This is a genomic window from Streptomyces cucumeris (genome assembly GCF_024295805.1).
Taxonomy (GTDB): domain Bacteria; phylum Actinomycetota; class Actinomycetes; order Streptomycetales; family Streptomycetaceae; genus Streptomyces; species Streptomyces cucumeris.
The window spans coordinates 118,669-136,212 of the sequence record NZ_JANCLX010000012.1; the positions used below are offsets into that span (position 1 = coordinate 118,669).

Annotated in this window: 26 protein-coding genes; 3 read left to right on the forward strand and 23 right to left on the reverse strand. The window is 71.5% G+C overall.

Annotated elements, in window-relative coordinates; genetic code table 11:
* Window positions 1-3 precede the first annotated feature (3 nt).
* The 11 genes from NMK44_RS19690 to NMK44_RS19740 form a co-directional block, all read right to left on the reverse strand.
* The gene (locus NMK44_RS19690) at window positions 4-255 is read right to left on the reverse strand and encodes a hypothetical protein (RefSeq protein ID WP_254744875.1); all 252 of its coding nucleotides are present in this window, start codon (window positions 253-255) and stop codon (window positions 4-6) included.
* 54 nt (window positions 256-309) lie between these two features.
* The gene (locus NMK44_RS19695) at window positions 310-1,728 is read right to left on the reverse strand and encodes a phage major capsid protein (RefSeq protein WP_254744877.1); all 1,419 of its coding nucleotides are present in this window, start codon (window positions 1,726-1,728) and stop codon (window positions 310-312) included.
* Window positions 1,729-1,864: 136 nt separating this feature from the next.
* Window positions 1,865-2,539, reverse strand: coding sequence for an HK97 family phage prohead protease (locus NMK44_RS19700; RefSeq protein ID WP_254744879.1), 675 nt, complete (start codon window positions 2,537-2,539; stop codon window positions 1,865-1,867).
* Between the two features lie 12 nt (window positions 2,540-2,551).
* A complete protein-coding gene (locus NMK44_RS19705) occupies window positions 2,552-3,709 on the reverse strand; it encodes a phage portal protein (protein ID WP_254744881.1) in 1,158 nt (385 codons plus the stop codon).
* Window positions 3,706-3,885 (reverse strand): hypothetical protein, encoded by a 180-nt coding sequence (locus NMK44_RS19710; protein WP_254744883.1) that lies wholly within the window; start codon window positions 3,883-3,885, stop codon window positions 3,706-3,708. Before NMK44_RS19710 ends, NMK44_RS19705 begins: the two co-directional genes overlap by 4 nt.
* Window positions 3,886-3,896: 11 nt before the next feature.
* On the reverse strand, window positions 3,897-5,324 hold the full coding sequence (locus NMK44_RS19715; protein ID WP_254744885.1) for a terminase large subunit domain-containing protein: 1,428 nt from the start codon (window positions 5,322-5,324) through the stop codon (window positions 3,897-3,899).
* Window positions 5,325-5,364: 40 nt separating this feature from the next.
* Window positions 5,365-5,640 carry a hypothetical protein gene (locus tag NMK44_RS19720; protein ID WP_254744887.1) on the reverse strand — a complete coding sequence of 92 codons (276 nt, stop codon included), beginning with the start codon at window positions 5,638-5,640 and terminating at the stop codon, window positions 5,365-5,367.
* A 239-nt stretch (window positions 5,641-5,879) separates the two neighbouring features.
* Complete coding sequence (locus NMK44_RS19725; protein WP_254744889.1) at window positions 5,880-6,317, reverse strand: ATP-binding protein; 438 nt, start codon at window positions 6,315-6,317, stop codon at window positions 5,880-5,882.
* Between the two features lie 76 nt (window positions 6,318-6,393).
* Window positions 6,394-6,618 (reverse strand): HNH endonuclease, encoded by a 225-nt coding sequence (locus NMK44_RS19730; RefSeq protein ID WP_254744890.1) that lies wholly within the window; start codon window positions 6,616-6,618, stop codon window positions 6,394-6,396.
* A 247-nt stretch (window positions 6,619-6,865) separates the two neighbouring features.
* Complete coding sequence (locus NMK44_RS19735; protein ID WP_254744891.1) at window positions 6,866-7,078, reverse strand: hypothetical protein; 213 nt, start codon at window positions 7,076-7,078, stop codon at window positions 6,866-6,868.
* A gap of 14 nt (window positions 7,079-7,092) precedes the next feature.
* On the reverse strand, window positions 7,093-7,647 hold the full coding sequence (locus NMK44_RS19740; RefSeq protein ID WP_254744892.1) for a GIY-YIG nuclease family protein: 555 nt from the start codon (window positions 7,645-7,647) through the stop codon (window positions 7,093-7,095).
* A 151-nt stretch (window positions 7,648-7,798) separates the two neighbouring features.
* Between NMK44_RS19740 and NMK44_RS19745 the strand changes: the two genes are divergently transcribed.
* Window positions 7,799-8,032 (forward strand): hypothetical protein, encoded by a 234-nt coding sequence (locus NMK44_RS19745; RefSeq protein WP_254744893.1) that lies wholly within the window; start codon window positions 7,799-7,801, stop codon window positions 8,030-8,032.
* 118 nt (window positions 8,033-8,150) lie between these two features.
* Here the strand turns inward: NMK44_RS19745 and NMK44_RS19750 are convergent, their stop codons facing one another.
* From NMK44_RS19750 to NMK44_RS19785, 8 genes are all read right to left on the reverse strand, one after another.
* Window positions 8,151-8,750, reverse strand: a complete 600-nt coding sequence (locus NMK44_RS19750) for a hypothetical protein (protein WP_254744894.1) — start codon at window positions 8,748-8,750, stop codon at window positions 8,151-8,153.
* Window positions 8,750-9,253: a hypothetical protein gene (locus tag NMK44_RS19755; RefSeq protein WP_254744895.1), complete on the reverse strand. Its 504-nt coding sequence runs from the start codon at window positions 9,251-9,253 to the stop codon at window positions 8,750-8,752. The genes NMK44_RS19750 and NMK44_RS19755 overlap by 1 nt, the downstream gene beginning before the upstream one ends.
* A complete protein-coding gene (locus NMK44_RS19760) occupies window positions 9,250-9,669 on the reverse strand; it encodes a hypothetical protein (RefSeq protein WP_254744896.1) in 420 nt (139 codons plus the stop codon). The genes NMK44_RS19755 and NMK44_RS19760 overlap by 4 nt, the downstream gene beginning before the upstream one ends.
* Window positions 9,666-10,958: a hypothetical protein gene (locus NMK44_RS19765; RefSeq protein ID WP_254744897.1), complete on the reverse strand. Its 1,293-nt coding sequence runs from the start codon at window positions 10,956-10,958 to the stop codon at window positions 9,666-9,668. Before NMK44_RS19765 ends, NMK44_RS19760 begins: the two co-directional genes overlap by 4 nt.
* Before the next feature lie 146 nt (window positions 10,959-11,104).
* Window positions 11,105-11,488, reverse strand: coding sequence for a DUF6907 domain-containing protein (locus NMK44_RS19770; protein ID WP_254744898.1), 384 nt, complete (start codon window positions 11,486-11,488; stop codon window positions 11,105-11,107).
* A 121-nt stretch (window positions 11,489-11,609) separates the two neighbouring features.
* A complete protein-coding gene (locus tag NMK44_RS19775; protein WP_254744899.1) occupies window positions 11,610-11,792 on the reverse strand; it encodes a hypothetical protein in 183 nt (60 codons plus the stop codon).
* A complete protein-coding gene (locus tag NMK44_RS19780) occupies window positions 11,789-12,070 on the reverse strand; it encodes a hypothetical protein (protein WP_254744900.1) in 282 nt (93 codons plus the stop codon). Before NMK44_RS19780 ends, NMK44_RS19775 begins: the two co-directional genes overlap by 4 nt.
* Window positions 12,067-12,231 (reverse strand): hypothetical protein, encoded by a 165-nt coding sequence (locus NMK44_RS19785; protein WP_254744902.1) that lies wholly within the window; start codon window positions 12,229-12,231, stop codon window positions 12,067-12,069. Before NMK44_RS19785 ends, NMK44_RS19780 begins: the two co-directional genes overlap by 4 nt.
* Before the next feature lie 473 nt (window positions 12,232-12,704).
* Here NMK44_RS19785 and NMK44_RS19790 point away from each other — a divergent pair, with 473 nt between their 5' ends.
* Both NMK44_RS19790 and NMK44_RS19795 read left to right on the forward strand, forming a co-directional pair.
* A complete protein-coding gene (locus tag NMK44_RS19790; RefSeq protein WP_254744904.1) occupies window positions 12,705-12,857 on the forward strand; it encodes a hypothetical protein in 153 nt (50 codons plus the stop codon).
* 9 nt (window positions 12,858-12,866) lie between these two features.
* On the forward strand, window positions 12,867-13,157 hold the full coding sequence (locus NMK44_RS19795) for a hypothetical protein (RefSeq protein ID WP_254744906.1): 291 nt from the start codon (window positions 12,867-12,869) through the stop codon (window positions 13,155-13,157).
* Between the two features lie 59 nt (window positions 13,158-13,216).
* On the opposite strand, the gene NMK44_RS19800 is transcribed toward NMK44_RS19795, so the two are convergent.
* The 4 genes from NMK44_RS19800 to NMK44_RS19815 all read right to left on the reverse strand — a co-directional run bounded on the left by NMK44_RS19800 (window position 13,217) and on the right by NMK44_RS19815 (window position 17,489).
* The gene (locus tag NMK44_RS19800; RefSeq protein WP_254744908.1) at window positions 13,217-13,855 is read right to left on the reverse strand and encodes a hypothetical protein; all 639 of its coding nucleotides are present in this window, start codon (window positions 13,853-13,855) and stop codon (window positions 13,217-13,219) included.
* Between the two features lie 200 nt (window positions 13,856-14,055).
* Window positions 14,056-16,695, reverse strand: coding sequence for a hypothetical protein (locus NMK44_RS19805; RefSeq protein ID WP_254744909.1), 2,640 nt, complete (start codon window positions 16,693-16,695; stop codon window positions 14,056-14,058).
* Window positions 16,692-17,021: a hypothetical protein gene (locus tag NMK44_RS19810; RefSeq protein WP_254744910.1), complete on the reverse strand. Its 330-nt coding sequence runs from the start codon at window positions 17,019-17,021 to the stop codon at window positions 16,692-16,694. The genes NMK44_RS19805 and NMK44_RS19810 overlap by 4 nt, the downstream gene beginning before the upstream one ends.
* Before the next feature lie 102 nt (window positions 17,022-17,123).
* Window positions 17,124-17,489: a hypothetical protein gene (locus NMK44_RS19815; protein WP_254744912.1), complete on the reverse strand. Its 366-nt coding sequence runs from the start codon at window positions 17,487-17,489 to the stop codon at window positions 17,124-17,126.
* Window positions 17,490-17,544: the final 55 nt, after the last annotated feature.

Genomic DNA, 17,544 nt, shown 5'->3' on the forward strand with positions numbered 1-17,544 from the left:
TCCTTACCGGCTGGTGCCACGCCGCTCACGAGGCTTGGTCACAGCCCGTTCGGTGCCCTTGTGGGCGTCGGCCCGGGTCACCCCGAGCCGCTTCAGTTCCTCGTCCACCGCCTGGACGCGGTCTTCGCGGCCGTAGGTGGCGTAGCCCTCCCGCTCGCGCAGCAGGGCGGACACATACGCTTCGTCCGCTGTGGGCACCTCGGATTCGGTCCTCTCCCCGGTGCGCACGTTCGTAGCTGTCTGCTTCTGACTCATGGGTACCTCCAGCGGGGCGCCGGGCAGCGGCGTGCCGTCCGGCGCCCGGGCGGGTCAGAACGTCGGGGTGACCAGGCCGGTACCGGCGATCACGCTGATGGACTTCGGGTACCGGGAGGCGTGCAGGGCCGCGTAGTTGTAGAACCGCAGCAGCACGGACAGCTGGTCCGCCTTCGTCTCGCGGAACGCCTCGGCCTGCGGGGTGCCCTCGAAGAAGATGACGTCACTGGACCGCAGAGTGATGATCCGGTCCTCGTTGGTGCCTGCCCCGAGGTTGGCCGGGATGTTCGGGTCCACGTAGACCGGCAGGCCGTGCCACGTGCCGACGAAGCCTTCCGATGCCACCTCGCCCATCGCCGCGATCACGTTCTGCGGCAGGTTCGCCGCGGGCACCACCAGCGGGCGGCCGGCGGTGTCCACGGCCGCGGTCATCCACGCCCACCGGCGCGGGTGCATGAAGTGCTTATCCGCAGGCAGGAACCGCCCGGTGTGGATCTGCTGGACCGCATCCGCGCCCTTGGGGTACAGCTCGGCCACGGTCGGGGACGCGTCGGTGTAGGTCACCGCGTTGGCGCCGGAGACGCTGAGCAGACCGACCTTGTTGGTGGCGTTGTTGCTGATGACGAACACATCCGCCTTGACCGCGTAGTCCGCCGCCAGGTCCGCCAGCAGGATCTGGTCCATGTTGATCGGGGACTGGTCCAGCAGCTGCTGAGAGACGACCTGCTTACCCGCGATGGTCGTGACGTTCGCGGTCACCGAGCCGGTGGTCGCGTCGGTGTCCTGCACCGCGGTGTTCTGCGTGGTCTGCTCGGCGGTCGCCGTGCCGGAAGCGATACGCGGCAGGCTGATGGAGTCGGTCCCCGGGGGAAGCGCCATCGGGCGGACCTGGTCGGCGACCACGCGGCCGCCGCGCGCGAGCGCGATGTAGTCGTTGACCATCCACAGCGGCGGGACGAACTCCCCGCCCGCACCGTCGGTCGTGGTCAGGGCACGGGCCTCCATGCCCTCCAGCGCCTTCTCAGCGCCGCGGGCGATCCGCTGAAGGCGGCTCGCCACCTCACGGTCGTTGCGGGTCAGACGTTCGGCGGCGGAGCTGTCGCCCTTCGTCTGCGCCCGGAACAGGTCGCGGAAGTACGAGGTCTGCCCGCCCTTGCGGTAGGTCTCCGGCTCGGACGTGACCTGCACGCGCTCGCGCCGCTCGCCGGCCTGCCCGTTCTGGGCCAGCAGCTCGGCAGCGCGCTGCTCCCGCTGCTCGTCCTCCTCCAGCTCGCCGATGCGCGCCTGGAGCTTCTCGATCTCCCCGTCCTTCGCGCGGATCTCCTCGCGCTTGGCGGTGAACGTAGCCTGCTCAGAATCGGTGAGGTCACGCTGCTCGGTCGTCGGGGTGGACAGCACACCGTCGAGTTCGGTCTTCAGCGCGGCCCGCTGCTCGAGCAGGTCCTGCATCTGCTTACGCAGGAATGCGAGCATCACTCGCTCCTTGTCGTTGGGTGTCGGGTTGGGTCGCGCCTGCTGGCCGTCCGGGTGGTGGCCCAGGTGGTGGCAGCACAAAGTGCCGCTCCGGCGTGGGCTCCGGCGCGTCAGGTAAGGCAGGCGGAGGGGTCGGCTACAGGGACAGTGCGTCGGCCTGAGCCACGTACAGGGACAGCGGATGCCGGACCGCCGCCGGGGCGGGCTCCAGACGCCGCTTGAGGCGCTCGTACAGCACCCGTGCGTCCGCCTCGGCCAGGCGGTCGAAGTCAGCCGCGCGCACCGCGCTGACCGACGTCGCCGGGTTCGCCCCGAAGTTGACGACGCTCACATCGCCGCGGTGCAGGTCCACCTCGAGGATGTCCCGCTGGTCGTAGTCCGGGGACCACTGCTGGCGCGTCACCCGGAACGCGAAGCTCATCTCATCGACGTCGCCGTCCTCGAGCGCAGCCAGCATGTCCTGGACATCCGACCGCTTGGCGTTGACGTCGGCCTCCATATGCAGACCCGTCGAGTCCTCCGCCAGGCGCAGCGTCCCGGCCTTGGTGTAGGCCATGGCCAGCCCGCCATGGTTCAGCAGCAGCTGCACCTGCGGCGTCTCCGCCAGCGTCTTGGTGAACGAGCCGGAGCGCATCACTTCGGTGTACGGCCCGTACCAGTCCCACATCTCGAACGGCTCCTCGGTGACCGAGGCGTAGCCGGTCACGCTGGAGGTGCCGGAGGCGCCCGGCTTGGCACGCACCTCCAGCCGGACCGGGAACGCGCGACGCACGGTCCCGGACACGTTCGCCCGGTCGCTCTTGACGCCCATCTCGCGCCCCCTTCACTTCTCGCTCAGGTCCGGCTCGGACCCGGCCAGCTCGTTCGGCTCGGCGCCCCACGGCACGTGGCCCATGTCCTCGATGTCGCGCACCTCGTTGACCACCGTCCACCGGTTGCGCAGTGCGATCGCGTGCGCCCGGTAGCGGGTCAGCAGGTCCGTGCGCGCGAGCGCCGCACGGTTGTACTTCACGTACACGCCCTCGGGCAGCATCGCCGTGAACATCCGCTCGGTGCGCGTCAGCCACGGATCGAGCGTGTACGTCAGCAGGTCCAAAGAGCGCTGCTCGACGTTGGCGTAGGTCATCGACCCGCCGGTGGCGTAGCCCAGGATCTCCGGCATGCCCGGCCCGTAGATGCGCGCGCACTCCGCCGAGCTGTACTGCTGCGTCTCCAGGAACTGCGACTCATCCGGCGCGATCTGGATCTGCTGGTACTTCCACCCCTTGCCCAGCACCACCGGTTCCCGGGTGCCGCGCAATGCGGCCATGAACCGCTGCTTCGCGGTCGTCGCCTGCTTCTGATCGAGCGCTTCCTCGTTCGTCAGCAGCCCCGACGGGTGCGCCCCGTCCTCGAACCACTGCACCCCGAACCGCGTAGCCGCAAGCCCGAGCCCGATCGTCAGCGCGTGGTGTGCGACCGGCGACAGCCCCAGCAGACGGCCGGGCACCGAGTATGCGCGCCGGTGCCACATCTGCGCGGACGGCGCTTCCCTGCCGGACACCCGCCAGCGGGGCAGGCCGTCATCGGTGTCGCGCCAGCCCTGCACCTCGTCCGGGTGGTACAGCACCACCTGGGTCGGCAGGCCCATCGGGTCCCGGGCGGCCACGGTGCCGTAGGCGTTGCCCCGCAGCAGCATCGACATCATGTACTGGTACAGCCAGTCCTCGACACCGAAGCCCTCGCCCGAGGGGTCCGTGAGCAGGGCCGGGGCGGGCAACGCCTGCCGCGCCGCCCCCTCACCCCGGTAGACATCCAGCGGCAGCGTGGACAACAGCGACGCCTGAAGGTCCACCGCCGCCCACACCGCGACCTTCTGCAGGCTGCTCTCAGCCCGCGACAGGTTGATGCTGGCGAACGTCGACGCAGCCTCGGACGGCCGGGGAATCGGCGGCTCAGCGAACGGGGCACGCTGCTCACGGCGGCGGAAGAACAGGCTCATCGCATCCGCCAATCCATCGCCAGGCAGAACGCCCCGGCTATCGCCAGGCCGAGCGGCTCGTACACCATCCATCCGGCGGCGGAGACCAGCCCGGCGCCGGCCAGGCCCGGGAGCCTGGCGGTGGCTGCGCCCGCGGCCCCCGCCAGGGCCTCGGCGGCCCGCTTGGCCCACGTCATGGGGTCCCCTCTCACCAGATGTTCTCCAGCGGCTCGGCCGGCTCTTCCTCGTCCATCTCCGCCTCGAGCCCCCACTTGGCCAGCGTCACCGCCACCAGCGGGCTGATATCCACCGAGACGCCCCGCCGGGCCCACGCCCACGCATCCCCCAAGGGGCGCTGCTGCGCGCCCGCCAGAGCCGCGGCCAGGGGCGCGTTGTCGATGTGCACGATCGCCTGCTCGGCCACCGCGTCGTAGAACTGGCCGCACGCCTGCGCAATCTGCCGCGCCTTCGGCGAGACAACCAGCAGCCCCGCCGCCCGCAGCGCCGGGACCAGGGATCCGGCCGGGCCGCCCTCGTCGACCACCCAGCACCGCGGCGAGTGCCGCTCGTCCAGCTCCACCGCGCGCTCCACCACCCACCCCGTACCGGGCTGGTGGTCCACCACCTCGACATGCACCGCCGCCCCCGAGACGCCGGCCACCCCGATCGCACTGTGCGACCGCTCCGGAGTCGTGTCGATGGCGAAGGCGACCGGATCCTCCGGGCGCGAACTGGCGTCCGCCAGGGCCCGCCACACGTCCTCCGCGATGACCTGCCAGGTGTCAGTGCCATCGGACGGATAGACGCCCACGCCGAGCCGCTCACGGGCGAACAGCGTGTCCCCCAGAGTCAGCCGCTCGTTCGCGCACTTCTCCAGCGTCAACCGGTACCCGACCGCCGGGTTCGCCTTCAGCACCGACTCAGAGGCCGCCACATCGTCATGCTCCCGGCACTGCGGGCCGCACTCGTCCCGATGCTCGTTGATCGACCACTCGAAGTACGCCAGCGTCGGATCCGCATGCCCGCTCTCCAGCGCGGCCAGCGCCCGGCGCCGCAACCGGCCCAGCTGCACCGACTGATGGCCGACCCCGGCCGACCCCAGGTACCAGGTCTGCGGGTTGGCGACCGCCGCCAGCGTCGGCGCAAGCGCCGCCATGGCGTCATCGCCCAGGATCATGTCCTCGTCCAGCACGATGCAGTCCGCGGTGAAGCCCCGGCCACTGCCCCCGGAGCGGGCGATGAAGCGCAGCAGCTGCCCGGTGTGCAGCTCGATGCCCTCTTCGCCCACGGTCTGCCAGTACCGCTTGACGCGTTTGTGCAGGTCAGGGCACCCGCGGATCAGGCGCTCGATCCGTTTGAACGCGTTCTTCGCCGTCTTGAACTCGTGCGCCGAGTGGAGGATCAACTCCTCGCCGCCGATGAACAGCCCCCACAGCTCGCGGGCCTCGATGATCCCGCCCTTGCCGTTCTGGCGCGGGACGTTGACGCACACCTCGGGCGAGGACCAGTTGCCGTCCGCCTTCTCGCCCATGCCCTGGTCGAGGACGAACTGCTGCCATGGATCCAGCCGCAGCCCGGCGCTCGCCGCCAGGTCGACGGCCTCCATGCCGGCGCTCGACAGGAACGTGCTGGGCACGGCCAGGAGACGGGGCCGCTGCTGGCCATACGCCGGCCCGTCAGCCACCGGCCTGCTGCTGGAGTGCGGCACGACGCTCGGCTCGCTTACGACTGACGTCATCGACCGCATCCCCCTTCGACTCCACCGGAGCAAGTTTCCGCAGGTCAGACATGACGGCACGCAGCTCGCGGGCTGCCGCGGCCCGTGCCGCCGGAGCATCCGCATCGTCGACGGCCTCAGCAAGGCTCACCGCGAGTTCGGCCAGACCGGGCGACGTCTGGGCGACCTTCAGCTGATCGACCTCGGCGGCGACAGCACCAGCGACAGCCCCCATGCCAACCCCCAAGACAAATCACCACAAACGCCAATAGAGGGTTGCAAGTTGGGCCCATGGTGCGGTATGGTTAAGGCACGCGGTTGAGGAGACCATCAAGGTCAAGTCACTCAGGGTGACGCTCCCGCGAGTTGATCTTGACTCATACAGGGCAAGCAAAAAAACGGGCGACAAGGGCGTTTGGGTCGCCCGGTCCGGAATCCAAAGAATGGACCGCGTATGTCCGTTTCTGTCCTGCTTTACCACCGCCGGGATGCCTGAGGCATGGCGCCCCGAGGCTGAGACCGTCGCGCGTTGTACCAGCGGGCAGCAACACGCCCCATCTCCGGTGATCGCATGGCGGCGATACGTTGCGCGACGATGTCCCGCCCGGGGTCGACCACCACGATGCGGGCCTTCAGCCGCTTGTACTTGGCGAGGGCCTTGGGGCTGGGCAAGGTGTGGATCAGGTAGACGTCCAGCTTGTCGAGGTGCTGGCATGCTTCGTCGATGGCTGCGTAGCGGGCTCGTTGGGCAACGCGCTGCTGCAGTGGGGCGTGGTTCCAGTGGGGTGCGCCTGGGCCTGTGAGCGCGACGGTGATGCGGTCCAGGTCGATGACGATGTCCTCGGGCTTGGCGTGCGAGTCGATCCACGACGACTTGCCTGCGGCCGGCGGTCCGGTCACGACGTACAGCACGGGCACTTCTGCGGCGATGGTGGAGGCGGCGGGGTGGGTGCCCGGCCGGGCTGCAGTGTGGCTTTGTGGGTCATCGTCACCACCGTCGTGAGGCTCGGGGCTGGGGGATGGTGAGCCGGTTGCCCCGCGCCGAGTTGCACCGTCGGTGTGCTGACCGGGCGTTGGTGGGGTCGAGGAGCCTGCCGCCGCGGCTGAGGGGTACGGCGTGGTCGAGGGTCCAGGACCATGGGTCGCGTGGGTCGAGGGTGGGGTCGATGTCGTGGCCGCAGAGCCAGCAGGGTAGGCCCAGGCGTTTCTGCATGGCGCAGAGGCGTCTGTACGGGCGTCCGTTGCGGGGGTTGGCTGCCACTGGGTGCCACCTCCTGGAGGATGGTCACCCGGGTGCGCCCCGCTGCCCGGGTGACCATCCCTGCACCCACCCGGCCCGGGTGGTCTGGGGAATGGCGAAGGCCCCGACCGGGTGAGTTGGTCGGGGCCTTCGATGTCTAGGTCAGCCATGTTTCGGGCACAGCTGTTCACCGAGATCGTGGCGCGTGGATTGAGCGGTGTCAAGCGGCGCGCTGTCCGGGGCGACTGGGCTTGGCTGCCTCCTGGGCCGCCATGACGTCGTCGAGGCGGTAGATGGGGCGCTTCGGGGTGCCGCCGCAGCGGGTGAGGATGCCACGGCGGACCCAGTCGCGGATGGTTGCGGGCTGCTTGCCGGTGGCCATGGCGGCCATGGAGGTGGTGAGGCGGCCGGGCAGCAGTGACAGGTACTCCATGGCCCCAGTGTGGCTCAGGTGGGCAGGACGGGCAGGGAGTGTTCCGGTGCGCCGTGCTGCGCGCGGACTCGCTGTACGTGGTCTTGCAGTGCCGCGCCTGCGTGGAACCATTCGCGCTGGCCGTCGACTCGCAGCGCGGAGAACTGCCGGTGCCGGGCGAACTCCGTCTTCTGGCCGCCCGGCTCGGTCGCCAGGATCTCCTCGGGCAGGATGGCGCGCATGCGTTCGTGGAGGTTCGTGGTGGTCCCGATCTTCACCATGGTGCCGCGCCGGACGTAGTAGACGACGGGAGCGTGTGCCCCCTGCCGAGGGAGTGGGGCGGCCTTGAATCCGTTGCCATCGGCCGCACTCCAGCGGGCGTGCTCGGCACGGCCGAGCTTGATCGCTGCCTTCACGATCTCTTCGGTCAGGGAGACGTCTGCCGCTCGGAAGTTCGTCAGGGCCTGGCTGATGTGCTGTAGGGCCGGGTCGTTGGGGTCGATGAGGTCGGCGAGGCGGGCGGTCGGGGCGTCGTCTCCGAGGCGGCCTACGCCTTCGTCGCTCCAGATGTGAGGGCTACCCTCGTACATGTCGATCTCCTTGTCAGATCGGCCGTGCCCCGGGGGTGTTACCAGCACCCGCCGGGGTCTGTGGTCTCAACCATTCAACGGGCAGGGCGGCTTGGCCGTTCCGTGGTGACGGGCGGCGTCATTGGCCGTGCGTCGCCCGTATGTTGGCCCGATGAAGGTCACTATTTTGATCGCAATCGTCGCCGCGCTGATCGCCTTGGTCGCTGCGGTTCTCGGCGTGCTCAGCGTGCGCGATCAGCGCAGGGAAGCGGCTCGGCCCTCCACTTGGAACGATGTCGCGGAGGTGCGGAAGCTGGCCCTGGGGGTCGACAAGCGCACGCAGTGGATCGCGTGGCTGACGTTGGTCAACGCTCTCGTGAGCGCGGCGCTGGCTCTCAAAGCCTGAGTGCGTCAGTGTCCGCAGTGCGGCTTGGTCCACCAGCCGCACTCTTCGCAGTACTCCATGGGGTGCCTCCGGTTCGGTAGTTGAGTGGCGCACGTAACCCCTTCTGGGAGGGGCTGGTTCAGGCGGTCTCCAGCCGCTCTCCCGCCCGCTCTCCGGCGCTCTCCGGCGGTGCCTGACCTGCGTCTCCACCGGCTGGAGAGGGGCTGGGCTCCGGAGAGGGGGGAGCGGGGCGCAGGAGGGCCTCGAGGTCGGCCCGCTTGACGCCGGAGCAGCCCTCGACGTCCCCCACGCGCATGGACCGGGTGATCGTGATGCGGGCGTCGGTGAGGGCGGCGCGCAGCCGGGTCTCGTCGAGGTGCGCGCCCCACGGGCTGGCGAGCATCCGCGGGTACAGCTCGGACAGGTGGATGCCGGGCCGGTCGCCCACCATCTCCAGCACGGCCTCGACGAGCTGGCGGCGCGTCTGCTCCTGGTCGAGGGGGACGGGGGCGCTGGCGTGCCAGGCGCGGCGGCACCAGATGCCGATGGCGAGCGGGGCCAGGATCAGGGGCGAGCGTTCGATCGCGGCATACAGCGGCGGCACGGCGAGGCAGACGATGCCGATGCGGATGGTGGCCAGCACCGGCCGGCCCTCGGGTGTGAGGGCGCGGCCGATGCGGCGGGCGAGGATGCCGGAGCCGCGTTCGATGCGGCTGCCGGTCTCGCGGAGGGTGGCCATCAGACGCTGTGGAGCAGGGAGTCGCCGAGGCTGTTGACGAACGGCACGAGGGCGAGGGCGCCGGTGCCGCCGATGCCTGCGGTGGTGCCGACGGTGCAGCCGGAGAAGGACCCTGCGCCGATCATGCGGATGTCGTCCTTGTGGATCTTCTTCCACAGGGCGATGAGGGCGAGGAAGGCGAGCACGACGAGGATGGAGCCGCCCTGGGTGAGCGGCTGGACGTGAGCGCCTGCGATGGTCGTGGTGTCGGTGCCGGTGGTGGCGCCGAGAGCCTTGCCGCCTACGCCGTTGGCGGTCTGGCGGACGCGGCCGAACAGTTTGCCCAGCAGTCCGCCGACGCACATGGCGCCGAGGATGCCGAGGCCGAAGCCATAGGCGAGGGGGATGAGGGCTTTCCAGTCCTTCGACTTGGCCCTCATGTTGGCCTTGGCCCAGCGGGAGCCGTACCAGACGAGGGGGCCGAGTCCGACGAGGATGCCGCCCGCGGTGAGGTTGACGTTCATGAAGTGGCTCCGGTGATGAGGTAGATGGCGAGGGTGAAGGCGGGGCGGGCGGGCAGGGCGAGGGTGGCGCCGAGCGTGGTGGCGTAGAGGGCGGTGCGGGTGATCCACCAGCCGCGGGTGTGGTCGAGGGCCGCGGTGATGGCGAGGGCCAGTCCGGCGATGACGTAGGCGCCGCTGGTGGTGAGTTCGGGGTCGGTGAGGGTGTGGGCCCACCAGATGCCGGGGGTGATGGCGGCGGCGGCCGCGCCGGGGCGCCACTGCCAGTCGGGGAGGAGGCGCCGGCGGGGCGCTTCCTCGGCGGCCTCGGGGGTCATGACGATGACGGTGGGCTCGGGTGGGGTGTTGGTCCACCAGGTGGTGCGGCCTGCGGTGGGCGGATAGTCCGGCGGCGGCGGAACGATGCGCGGCTCGGTCATCGTGCCGCCGCGAGTTCGCCTCGGATGCGGGTAGCGCGGTTCTGGCCGATGCCGTACCGCTCCTTGAGATCCCGATAGGTCGGGAGGTCGCCGCTGGCCAGCTCGGCGTCGAAGTCAGCGCGGGCGCGGGCGGTCAGGAGGTCCTCGGCCGGGGGCGGCGGGCTGTCGTCCACCGGCTCGTCATCGGGGTCGGGTACGTCGTACTCGGGCTCATCGGGTACGTACTCGGCGTGTACTTCGGGCCGGGTACGGGGCTGTTCGGCGGCGAGTACGCGCTGCGGCTCGGCGGGCACCCACTGCCTGGCGAAAGCATCGAGGCGGTACTGCGTCGGCTGCGGCCGGGCGATGATCGGCAGCAGGCGGGCCCTGGCGGGTACGGCCGGGGGTACGGGCCGGGGCGTACTCGGGTACGCCTCCGGTGCCTCGGGTACGGGCTCCAGCTCGACCCGCTCGGGCGCCGGGGCGACCGGCTGCCACGGGGAGCGCCCGGCGACTGCCACCAGCTCCTCGGCGTGCACGTAGCCCGCGATGCGGTCCACGAGTACGGCCTGCTGCTCGGGGAGTACGGCCGCGTCGGTGCGGTCCACGGCGCGGGCCAGTCGAGTGCGGGCGCTGGCCAGGCGGCGGGACCGGGCCTTGGCGGTCTTCAGGTCGGCGAGGCGCGCGGCGCGGCGGGTGGCGATGCGGGTCCACCGGTCGCGGGTGATCTGCTGGGCGTCCAGGCCGCGGACCCCGAGGCCGAGGCGGGCGAGGAGCCGAACGCGTGCCTCCCGGGCGAGGATCGCTGGCAAGGACTGGGAAGTGCGGTCGGTGCGGTGCCGCAGCTCGATGCCCATGGCGAGGTGCCACAGCAGGGCGGCCATGACGGGGCCGACGAACGCGCGGACCGTACCCGCTACGGCCCCGGACTCGGAGTACGCGGGGATGACCTGTACTCCGGTGACGACCCATACGAGTACCCCGGGTGCGCCGGGGCCGTTCTTGTCGGGGTCGTTGAGGTTGGCCCGCGCCATGAGGGCCATGGCGAAGAGGCCGATCTCGGCGGCGGCGAACATCATGGTGCGTTCGCCGCGACTGGCCATGTCGAGGTGGTCGCGGGCGAAACGCCATGAGGTGTCGCCCGAGTACGCGGTGCAGAGCAGGGCGCCGAGCGCGGCCATGAGGACGGCGGCCGGGGCGCGCCTGGGTGCGCGGCGGCGGCGTGCGAGTACGCCGACGAGTACGGCCACGAGTACGCCACCGAGTACGGCGGGTACGGCCGGGTACGGCGGAAGTTCGAGATGGTTCACGTGAGTCTCCGGATGGAGGCCGGGCCCGCCCCTACGGCGGGGCGAGGCCCGGGGCAGGGTGGATCAGGCGGTGGCGCGGAGGACGACGACCACGGCCAGCAGGACGAGTTCGGCGATGAGCAGGACGCCGACGGCGAGGCGGAGCATCAGGGGCCCTCCTCGGTGAGGAGCGCGGCGAGGTGCCCGGCGAGCGCGTGCAGCTGGGCGCCGTGCCGGATCAGGGCCTCGGCGATGTCGTGCAGCTGCGCGGGGTCGGACGGGTAGAAGTCGCCCTCCAAGCCGACGTTGACGAACACGCCGCGGCCCGGGGGCCGCTCGATGAACGGGCGCTGCTCCAGGAAGGTCGGCATGAGGTAGACGCGGCCACGGGTGGTGTCGAGGGTGAGGCCGGTCTCGTCGCCCTCGTGGAAGAGGTCGACCCGGTAGCCGCCGTTCTGCTCGGCGTGGCGGGTGGTGCACCAGGCCGGGCAGACGAGGGTGACGGGGCCGTGGTCGCGGGTGTGCACGGTGACCGTGCGCGGGCCGGTCACGACCGGCTCCCGGTCCCGCGGCAGGTGGCGCAGGTGCGCCAGGCCTGACGGGTCACGCCGCCGTCCCGGGTGGTCTCGGTGCGCCCGCCGTCACCCTGGCAGTCGGGGCAAGACCGGGCGCTCATCCGCGGCTCTTCTCGGCGTCGAGGGCGGCGAGCAGGGCGGCGAGGCTGACGGTGAGGGAGCCGTGGGACTCGATCACGCGGCCGTGGTCGTGGATGTTGACGGCCTCGGCCTGGGCGAGGAACTCGCGGGCGGTGTCGATCGCGATGTGCAGCGGGGGCACGTAGGTGGGGAGCTTCACGGCCGCTCACCCCCCGGGCGGCGGTCGCCGACGGCGCGGTAGCCGGTGGGCGGGTGCTCGGCGAGCCGGGCACGCAGGTAGGCGGTGGTCCACTCGATGCCGAGGTCCGGGCCGTCGTCGAGGACGTTGTGCAGGGCGATCTTGGCGTGCATGGCCCGGGTGGCGATCAGCCGGTCGTGGATCTCGCCGTCGCCGATGGTGGCGGGGTACGGGATGTCGAGCGCTTCGAGGACCGCGCGCAGCAGGTCGGCGGTGGGCTCGGGGATGTTGTGGGTCACGGCTTCACCGCCGGGCGGCTGGTGCCGGTGACGCCGGCCTCGGTGGCGCGCACGGTGATGGTGCGGCCGCCGTGGTGGCGGATGGTGCCGACGGCGATGAGGCGCCGGTCGGGCGGGGGCGCGTCGGGGCGCGCGGGCATGGGAAGATGCCGCTGATCCATGACGAGGTCCTGTCTCGTTCGTGGGTTAGTGCCCGGGTCGGCGTTCGCGCGCCTACCGGGTGTCGGGTGGTCCCCTCGGTCTGGCGGTGGAGTCGCCTTCGCCGAGGGGGCTACCTGCTGGGTTCTTCAGTTGTGGAGCCGGTAGGCGGTGGAGTCGCCGGTCCGTACTCGTTGATCGCTCTGCGTACTGCGCGGACGTCGAGGCCGATCTCTCGGGCCACTGCGGACTTGCTGCCGAGCTCCTGGACACCGTCCTCGAACGCTTGTGCTCGTCTTCGGGCGCTGGCCGCGATCTCTGCTCGCAACTCGCGCTGATGCCGGTTCTCGGCCTCAACACGTTCGCGCCAATCGGAGGTTGGCACAGCCGAGATCCTACTAGGACAGTGTGTCCTAGTCAAGGAGTGGGCCGCCCATCCGCTACGCACTGTTTCGACTCCTTCACGCACAGCCCGCAAGTGCGCCATCCTGGAGCCATGGCCGACACCTGCCCCGCCTGCAACGGCGACCGCGTCACCGAGCACACGGAACACAGCGTCGAGACCGACCAGAATGGACAGCAGAGGCCCGTCACCCGCACCTGGACCGGCCCCTGCGGCACCTGCAACGGCACCGGCACCACCGGATAGGAGCCCCACATGCGCACCGTGTACGTCTGCCTCAACTGCGCCTGCTTCTACCTGCCGCCGGAGTCCATGACCTACCCCCGGCTCGACTACCAGGCCAGTCCCGTGCATTGCAGCCTCCCCGAGTGCCGGAGCGCCGTCGAGGGCGCCGTGGCCCGCGTCGGCGTGCCCGAGGACGTTATGGCCCGCTGGGCTCGCCGCGCGGCCGGCATCGACGGGGAGCCCCGGCGCCCGCGGCCCGGCCGCCGGGCCCGCGGACGCCGCCCCGCGTCCGCGGCCGGTGGGCGCAGCAAGCTGCTGTAGGCCCCTCATGTCGAGGGCTGGACGTGCGTAATACACGTCCAGCCCCATGGCCAGCGGCTTCATGCCACAGCCTCGCCGTCGACCGGCTGCGGCGCGCGTGCCAGCGTCACCCACGTATCCGGCGGCCACGCCGTCCCGCACCACCGGCACCGCACCTCGGTCACCCCGTGCGCCACCCGCAGCACCGCGCCGCACGGCGAGCCGTCGGCCGTCAGCGCGATGCAGCTGCCCAGCCGCCGCGTCCGCTCCGGCGGGTTCACCACTGACAGCACCGACCGCTCCAGGTCGCGCAGTTCCTCGGCGAACGCTCCGGCCATCGGCCAGCTCGAGGCGATCCACAGCACGTTGGTGTGGAGCCCGGCGGCGGCCGCGGTGATCCGGTCCTCGATCGAGCCCCGCGGCTTCGGCTCGCTCCATCCGAGGTCGGCGTGCAGGGCGCTGCGCCAGTCCTCGAGGACTCCGACGATCCCGCCGGGGCCGCGCAGGCTCAGCACCGGCTCGGCGACGGGCAGGGGTGCGTCCACAGCCTGTGTGCGGCCGAGCTCGGGGCGGCGCCCGGACGGGGCGAGGAATGCGGCGAGGGCGGCGTACAGCTTCGGCATGCGGTCGAGCCGCTCGCCGGTCGCCCGGGTGCACCCGGGGCACAGGTGCGCCGCGGCGTCGCCGTGCAGTTCGCGCTCACACAGCTGGCAGTCCATCGGGCTTCCTCCGGGTGGGTGTGGATGTGGACGCGGGATGTGGACGTGGACAACGTGGACGGCGTCCACATCCCCCTGTCTCGCGTCGCGTGAGTGAAATAGATCTTTGTTTTGTCCCTTTAAGTACTAATTGGGAGTGCGCCCGATGGCGGGACGGGTGGACGTGGACGCACGTCCACATGTCCACACGTCCACATCGCTCAACCCGTCTGGACACAGACCCGGTCGCCCTCCACGAACACCCACTCGTGAGCCTCGGCGACCTCAACCGCCCGGCGCAGAAAGTCCCGATCGCTGCTCCGGAGACGACGGTTCAGCTCGCCGAACGTGATGCCCCCGACCACGCTCGAGTGCTTCTTCACCAACCGGGCGATCCGCTCCAGCGTGCGGTCCGTGTCGGTCTTCGCCTGGTGCGCCCGGAGCTCCTGAGCGACCTTGGCGTCCGCCTCCCTCCGGCGCGCGGCCTCGGCCTCCCGCTCCGCCCGCTGGATCAGGGTGTCCCGCACGGCGCAGGACGAGTTCCAGACGACCTCGGCGAGCTCCCAGTCCTCCTCGGTCACGTCGGTGCGCCCGCCGTCCAGGAGCGCCAGGAGCGCCGCCAGCTTCACCTTCATCAGGTTGGCGTGCCCGTCCAGCTCGTTGATCTCCAGCTCGCCCCGGTTCCGGGCCACGTGCTCGACCCACAGTGCCGAGCGGATCCGCTCGGGCAGCACGATGTCGAGGCTGTCGCCGGGCTGCACCGCGGCCGGGTTCACCGGCAAGGGGCCCGGAGAGAAGGGGGGCCGGTCCGGGATCGACGGGTCGGCGGACCACGCCCACAGGAAGCGCTGAGGGGTGCCGGTGCTGGCGTCGGCGAGCACCGGCATGGCAGTCGAGGGTTGGAAGCCGACCACCATGCCCAGGCTGTACGAGCCTGCGGCCACGTACCGGGTGCGCTCCTCGGACGCGTTGGTCTGGCCGAGGGTCTCGCCGATCGCCGCGCGGCGCAGCGTCTCGCCGAGCACGCTGCCCGCTCGCTCGGCCAGCCGGGCCAGGGTCTGGCCCTCGTCCACGTAGAAGTAGGCGTTGTGCCGGACCTGCTTGCGGACCTTGCGGGTGACCGGGTCGCCCTTGAGCGGGCCCTTGGCGTGAATCTCGCCGGTCTCCTCGTCGACCGTGCCCATGAACGCCTCGGCGATCCCCTCGCCGGAGCCGATGGGCAGGCCGTCACGGAACTCGGGGTCGAGCGGCGGCAGCAGCGCGCGGGCCACCTTGGTGCCGATGGACTTGCCGCCGCCGGACGGGCCCACGATGGCGGCGAACGTGTTGAGCGAGGCGCGGCCGCCGATGCCGGAGACGGCGGCGATGTGGTGGGAGATCATCGCGGAGAGTCGGGCGAGCAGGGAGTAGAACAGCACGTCGCCGCTGGATCCTTCGGCGTGCGCGGCCTGGCGGATGTGCTGGTGCACCGGGCGCCGCGCCCAGAAGGTCTCGGGCAGCAGGCCGCGCGGCCGCTGTGTCTCCTCGTCATCGGCAGTCTCCTCCCCGGGCGGGGAGTCCTCGAGCGCGTCACCGGCCCACATGTCCTCGGCGGGCGGCGGGGGCGGTGTGGCGCGTGGTTGCGCGGGCGGCCGGCAGTGCTGGCGCACGCGGGTGAGCACGGCCGTGGGCAGACCCCGGGCGGCCGGGTGGGCGTCCTGGTCGAACGCGGCCCGGAGCACGTCGAGGGTGGCTTCGCGTTCGTTGCCGCCGTAGTGGACGTGCGCCCAGAGGGTGGGGACGGTGAGCTTCCGCCCGGCGGGCTGCTGGCCGACGGGGAGGCCGGATCGCTCGGACCAGTTCACGGCCACGTGGTCGTCGCAGACGAGGCTGTGTTCGCTGTCGGCCTGGCCCTCGGCCCCGGCGGGGCGGAGCCACTTCTCGCGGCCGTCGGCGGCGGTGCCGCGATACGTCCAGCCTGCGGGCTCCAGGATGTCTCGGAACGCCAGCTCGCTGGCGAGGATGTCGAACACGCTGGTTCCGCCGCCGGAGCGGGGGAAGGAAGGGCGGCGCTGGGCGGGCGGCGCCGCGGTGCGGCCGGTCCGTGTGTCGTGCCGCGCGCGCTTCTCGGCGGCGGCCTTCTCCAGCAGGGCTTGGGCGTCCGGCTCCAGGCGGGCGACGGCCTCCCGCATGAGGGCCAGGTCGACGGGTTCGCCGGTCCCGGGGAAGCTGCCCGTGGGCCGGGCCTCGGCCTTCCGGTTGACCGTGCCGGGCACGCGCATGAGCCGGTCGAGGTTGCCGATCTGGGTGTCCCAGGAGCAGCCGTGGGAGTACGCGGACGCGCCGAGGATGGCCTGCACGGCCATGGTGAGCCGCTCGGTTGCCGCTCGGTCGTCCTCGCCGCCGATGATGTGGGGCTCGGCCAGGGCCCAGATGGGGTTGTAGCCGCCGCCGGAGTGCCACCAGCCGCTGGGCTCGGGGAGCCCGGACGCTGTGACGATCTCGCGGACGTGGTCGGCGTCGACCGGGTGGGGCATGTCGTCGAGACCGGGCTTGTGCCCGGTCGTGCCGTAGTCGCCGTCAGCCCAGAGGAAGGTGAGGCCGTGCGCGAGGTCCTTCCCGCCGCGCCCCTTGGCGGGGTGCTCGCGCAGCGTGGTGACCTGGGTGTAGATGCCCTTCGGCGCGCGGGAGTCCAGCTCCATGGCGTACCGCGTCGCGGCCGCGATCCCGGTCTCGTCCGTGGTGAACCGGCGTCCGGCCCAGCGGTCGGCGTCGGAGCAGATGCTGACCAGGCCGGGCACGTCCTGGAAGTGGTAGGCCAGCGAGGCGTGGACGAGCTGCTCGTCAGCGACGATTCGTTCGGTGGACGGTGCCTCGGTCACGGCTGCACCGCCGGGAAGTAGTAGATGCCGCCGGGCTGACCGACGCAGCGTGAGCGGCGAGGGCAGGGCCGGGATGCCCCGACGTGTCCGCCGGGGTGGATGTGCTGGTGGTCGCAGAACGGGCAGTCCACGACGAGGTGGAGCAGCGGCCGCCGCTGCGGGTCGGCCATGTCCTGGCTGCTGGTCGGGACCAGACGCGAGGCCGCCGGGCGGAGACCGGCGGGCCGCTGCTCCGGGGCGGGGGCGTCGCGCTGCCGCTGCTCGGCGGTGTCCTCGTCGAGCCCGGGGAGGGTGGGCACCTGGTGCCCGGTAGCGCTGGGGTTCACGAACGGTGGCTTTCTGTCGTGCCGGAGAGGGGAGGGTTCGTGATGCGCGCCGAGCCCGGCGCCTGCTGGTGGTCAGGGCCGGGCTCGGTCGCGCGCCCTGTGCTACCCGGTACTCGCCTGGTGTCGGGCGATCATCTGGGCGTGGTCCTCGCGCATCTGCCGGACGTGACGCCGGACGTCGGCGGCGAGCCACGCCCCTCGGCGGGTCCCGCCCGGGACGGTGACCGTGATGCGGGTGGCGGTCAGGTAGAACTCGGCCGCCACAGCACGCCCGAACTCCAGGGGCAGGGCGTCCAGCGCTGACCGGCCCAGCCGGACCACCACTTCGCTGCCCTCGACGGCGTACCGGGCCTGGTCGCGCAGGTCATCGGAGACCTGGCGGCCCGAGTAGTAGCCGGGCGCGGTGAGGTCGATGTCCATGGCGAGGGTGACCTGCGGATACGGGAACTGCGGGTCGGGCTCGTTCACAGCTGCTCTCCGATCCGGTGCGGGGACATGGGCCGAGCGGCCGGGGACCGCGCCC

Excerpts from the sequence above, each read along its gene's own strand:
- NMK44_RS19720 (WP_254744887.1), bottom strand. The coding sequence starts at position 5,640 with ATGGGGGCTGTCGCTGGTGCTGTCGCCGCCGAGGTCGATCAGCTGAAG.
- NMK44_RS19735 (WP_254744891.1), bottom strand. The coding sequence starts at position 7,078 with ATGGAGTACCTGTCACTGCTGCCCGGCCGCCTCACCACCTCCATGGCC.
- NMK44_RS19785 (WP_254744902.1), bottom strand. The coding sequence starts at position 12,231 with ATGGATCAGCGGCATCTTCCCATGCCCGCGCGCCCCGACGCGCCCCCG.
- NMK44_RS19790 (WP_254744904.1), top strand. The coding sequence starts at position 12,705 with ATGGCCGACACCTGCCCCGCCTGCAACGGCGACCGCGTCACCGAGCAC.
- NMK44_RS19755 (WP_254744895.1), bottom strand. The coding sequence starts at position 9,253 with ATGAACGTCAACCTCACCGCGGGCGGCATCCTCGTCGGACTCGGCCCC.
- NMK44_RS19745 (WP_254744893.1), top strand. The coding sequence starts at position 7,799 with ATGAAGGTCACTATTTTGATCGCAATCGTCGCCGCGCTGATCGCCTTG.
- NMK44_RS19795 (WP_254744906.1), top strand. The coding sequence starts at position 12,867 with ATGCGCACCGTGTACGTCTGCCTCAACTGCGCCTGCTTCTACCTGCCG.
- NMK44_RS19760 (WP_254744896.1), bottom strand. The coding sequence starts at position 9,669 with ATGACCGAGCCGCGCATCGTTCCGCCGCCGCCGGACTATCCGCCCACC.
- NMK44_RS19690 (WP_254744875.1), bottom strand. The coding sequence starts at position 255 with ATGAGTCAGAAGCAGACAGCTACGAACGTGCGCACCGGGGAGAGGACC.
- NMK44_RS19710 (WP_254744883.1), bottom strand. The coding sequence starts at position 3,885 with ATGACGTGGGCCAAGCGGGCCGCCGAGGCCCTGGCGGGGGCCGCGGGC.
- NMK44_RS19800 (WP_254744908.1), bottom strand. The coding sequence starts at position 13,855 with ATGGACTGCCAGCTGTGTGAGCGCGAACTGCACGGCGACGCCGCGGCG.
- NMK44_RS19695 (WP_254744877.1), bottom strand. The coding sequence starts at position 1,728 with ATGCTCGCATTCCTGCGTAAGCAGATGCAGGACCTGCTCGAGCAGCGG.
- NMK44_RS19705 (WP_254744881.1), bottom strand. The coding sequence starts at position 3,709 with ATGAGCCTGTTCTTCCGCCGCCGTGAGCAGCGTGCCCCGTTCGCTGAG.
- NMK44_RS19750 (WP_254744894.1), bottom strand. The coding sequence starts at position 8,750 with ATGGCCACCCTCCGCGAGACCGGCAGCCGCATCGAACGCGGCTCCGGC.
- NMK44_RS19700 (WP_254744879.1), bottom strand. The coding sequence starts at position 2,539 with ATGGGCGTCAAGAGCGACCGGGCGAACGTGTCCGGGACCGTGCGTCGC.
- NMK44_RS19730 (WP_254744890.1), bottom strand. The coding sequence starts at position 6,618 with ATGCAGAAACGCCTGGGCCTACCCTGCTGGCTCTGCGGCCACGACATC.
- NMK44_RS19740 (WP_254744892.1), bottom strand. The coding sequence starts at position 7,647 with ATGTACGAGGGTAGCCCTCACATCTGGAGCGACGAAGGCGTAGGCCGC.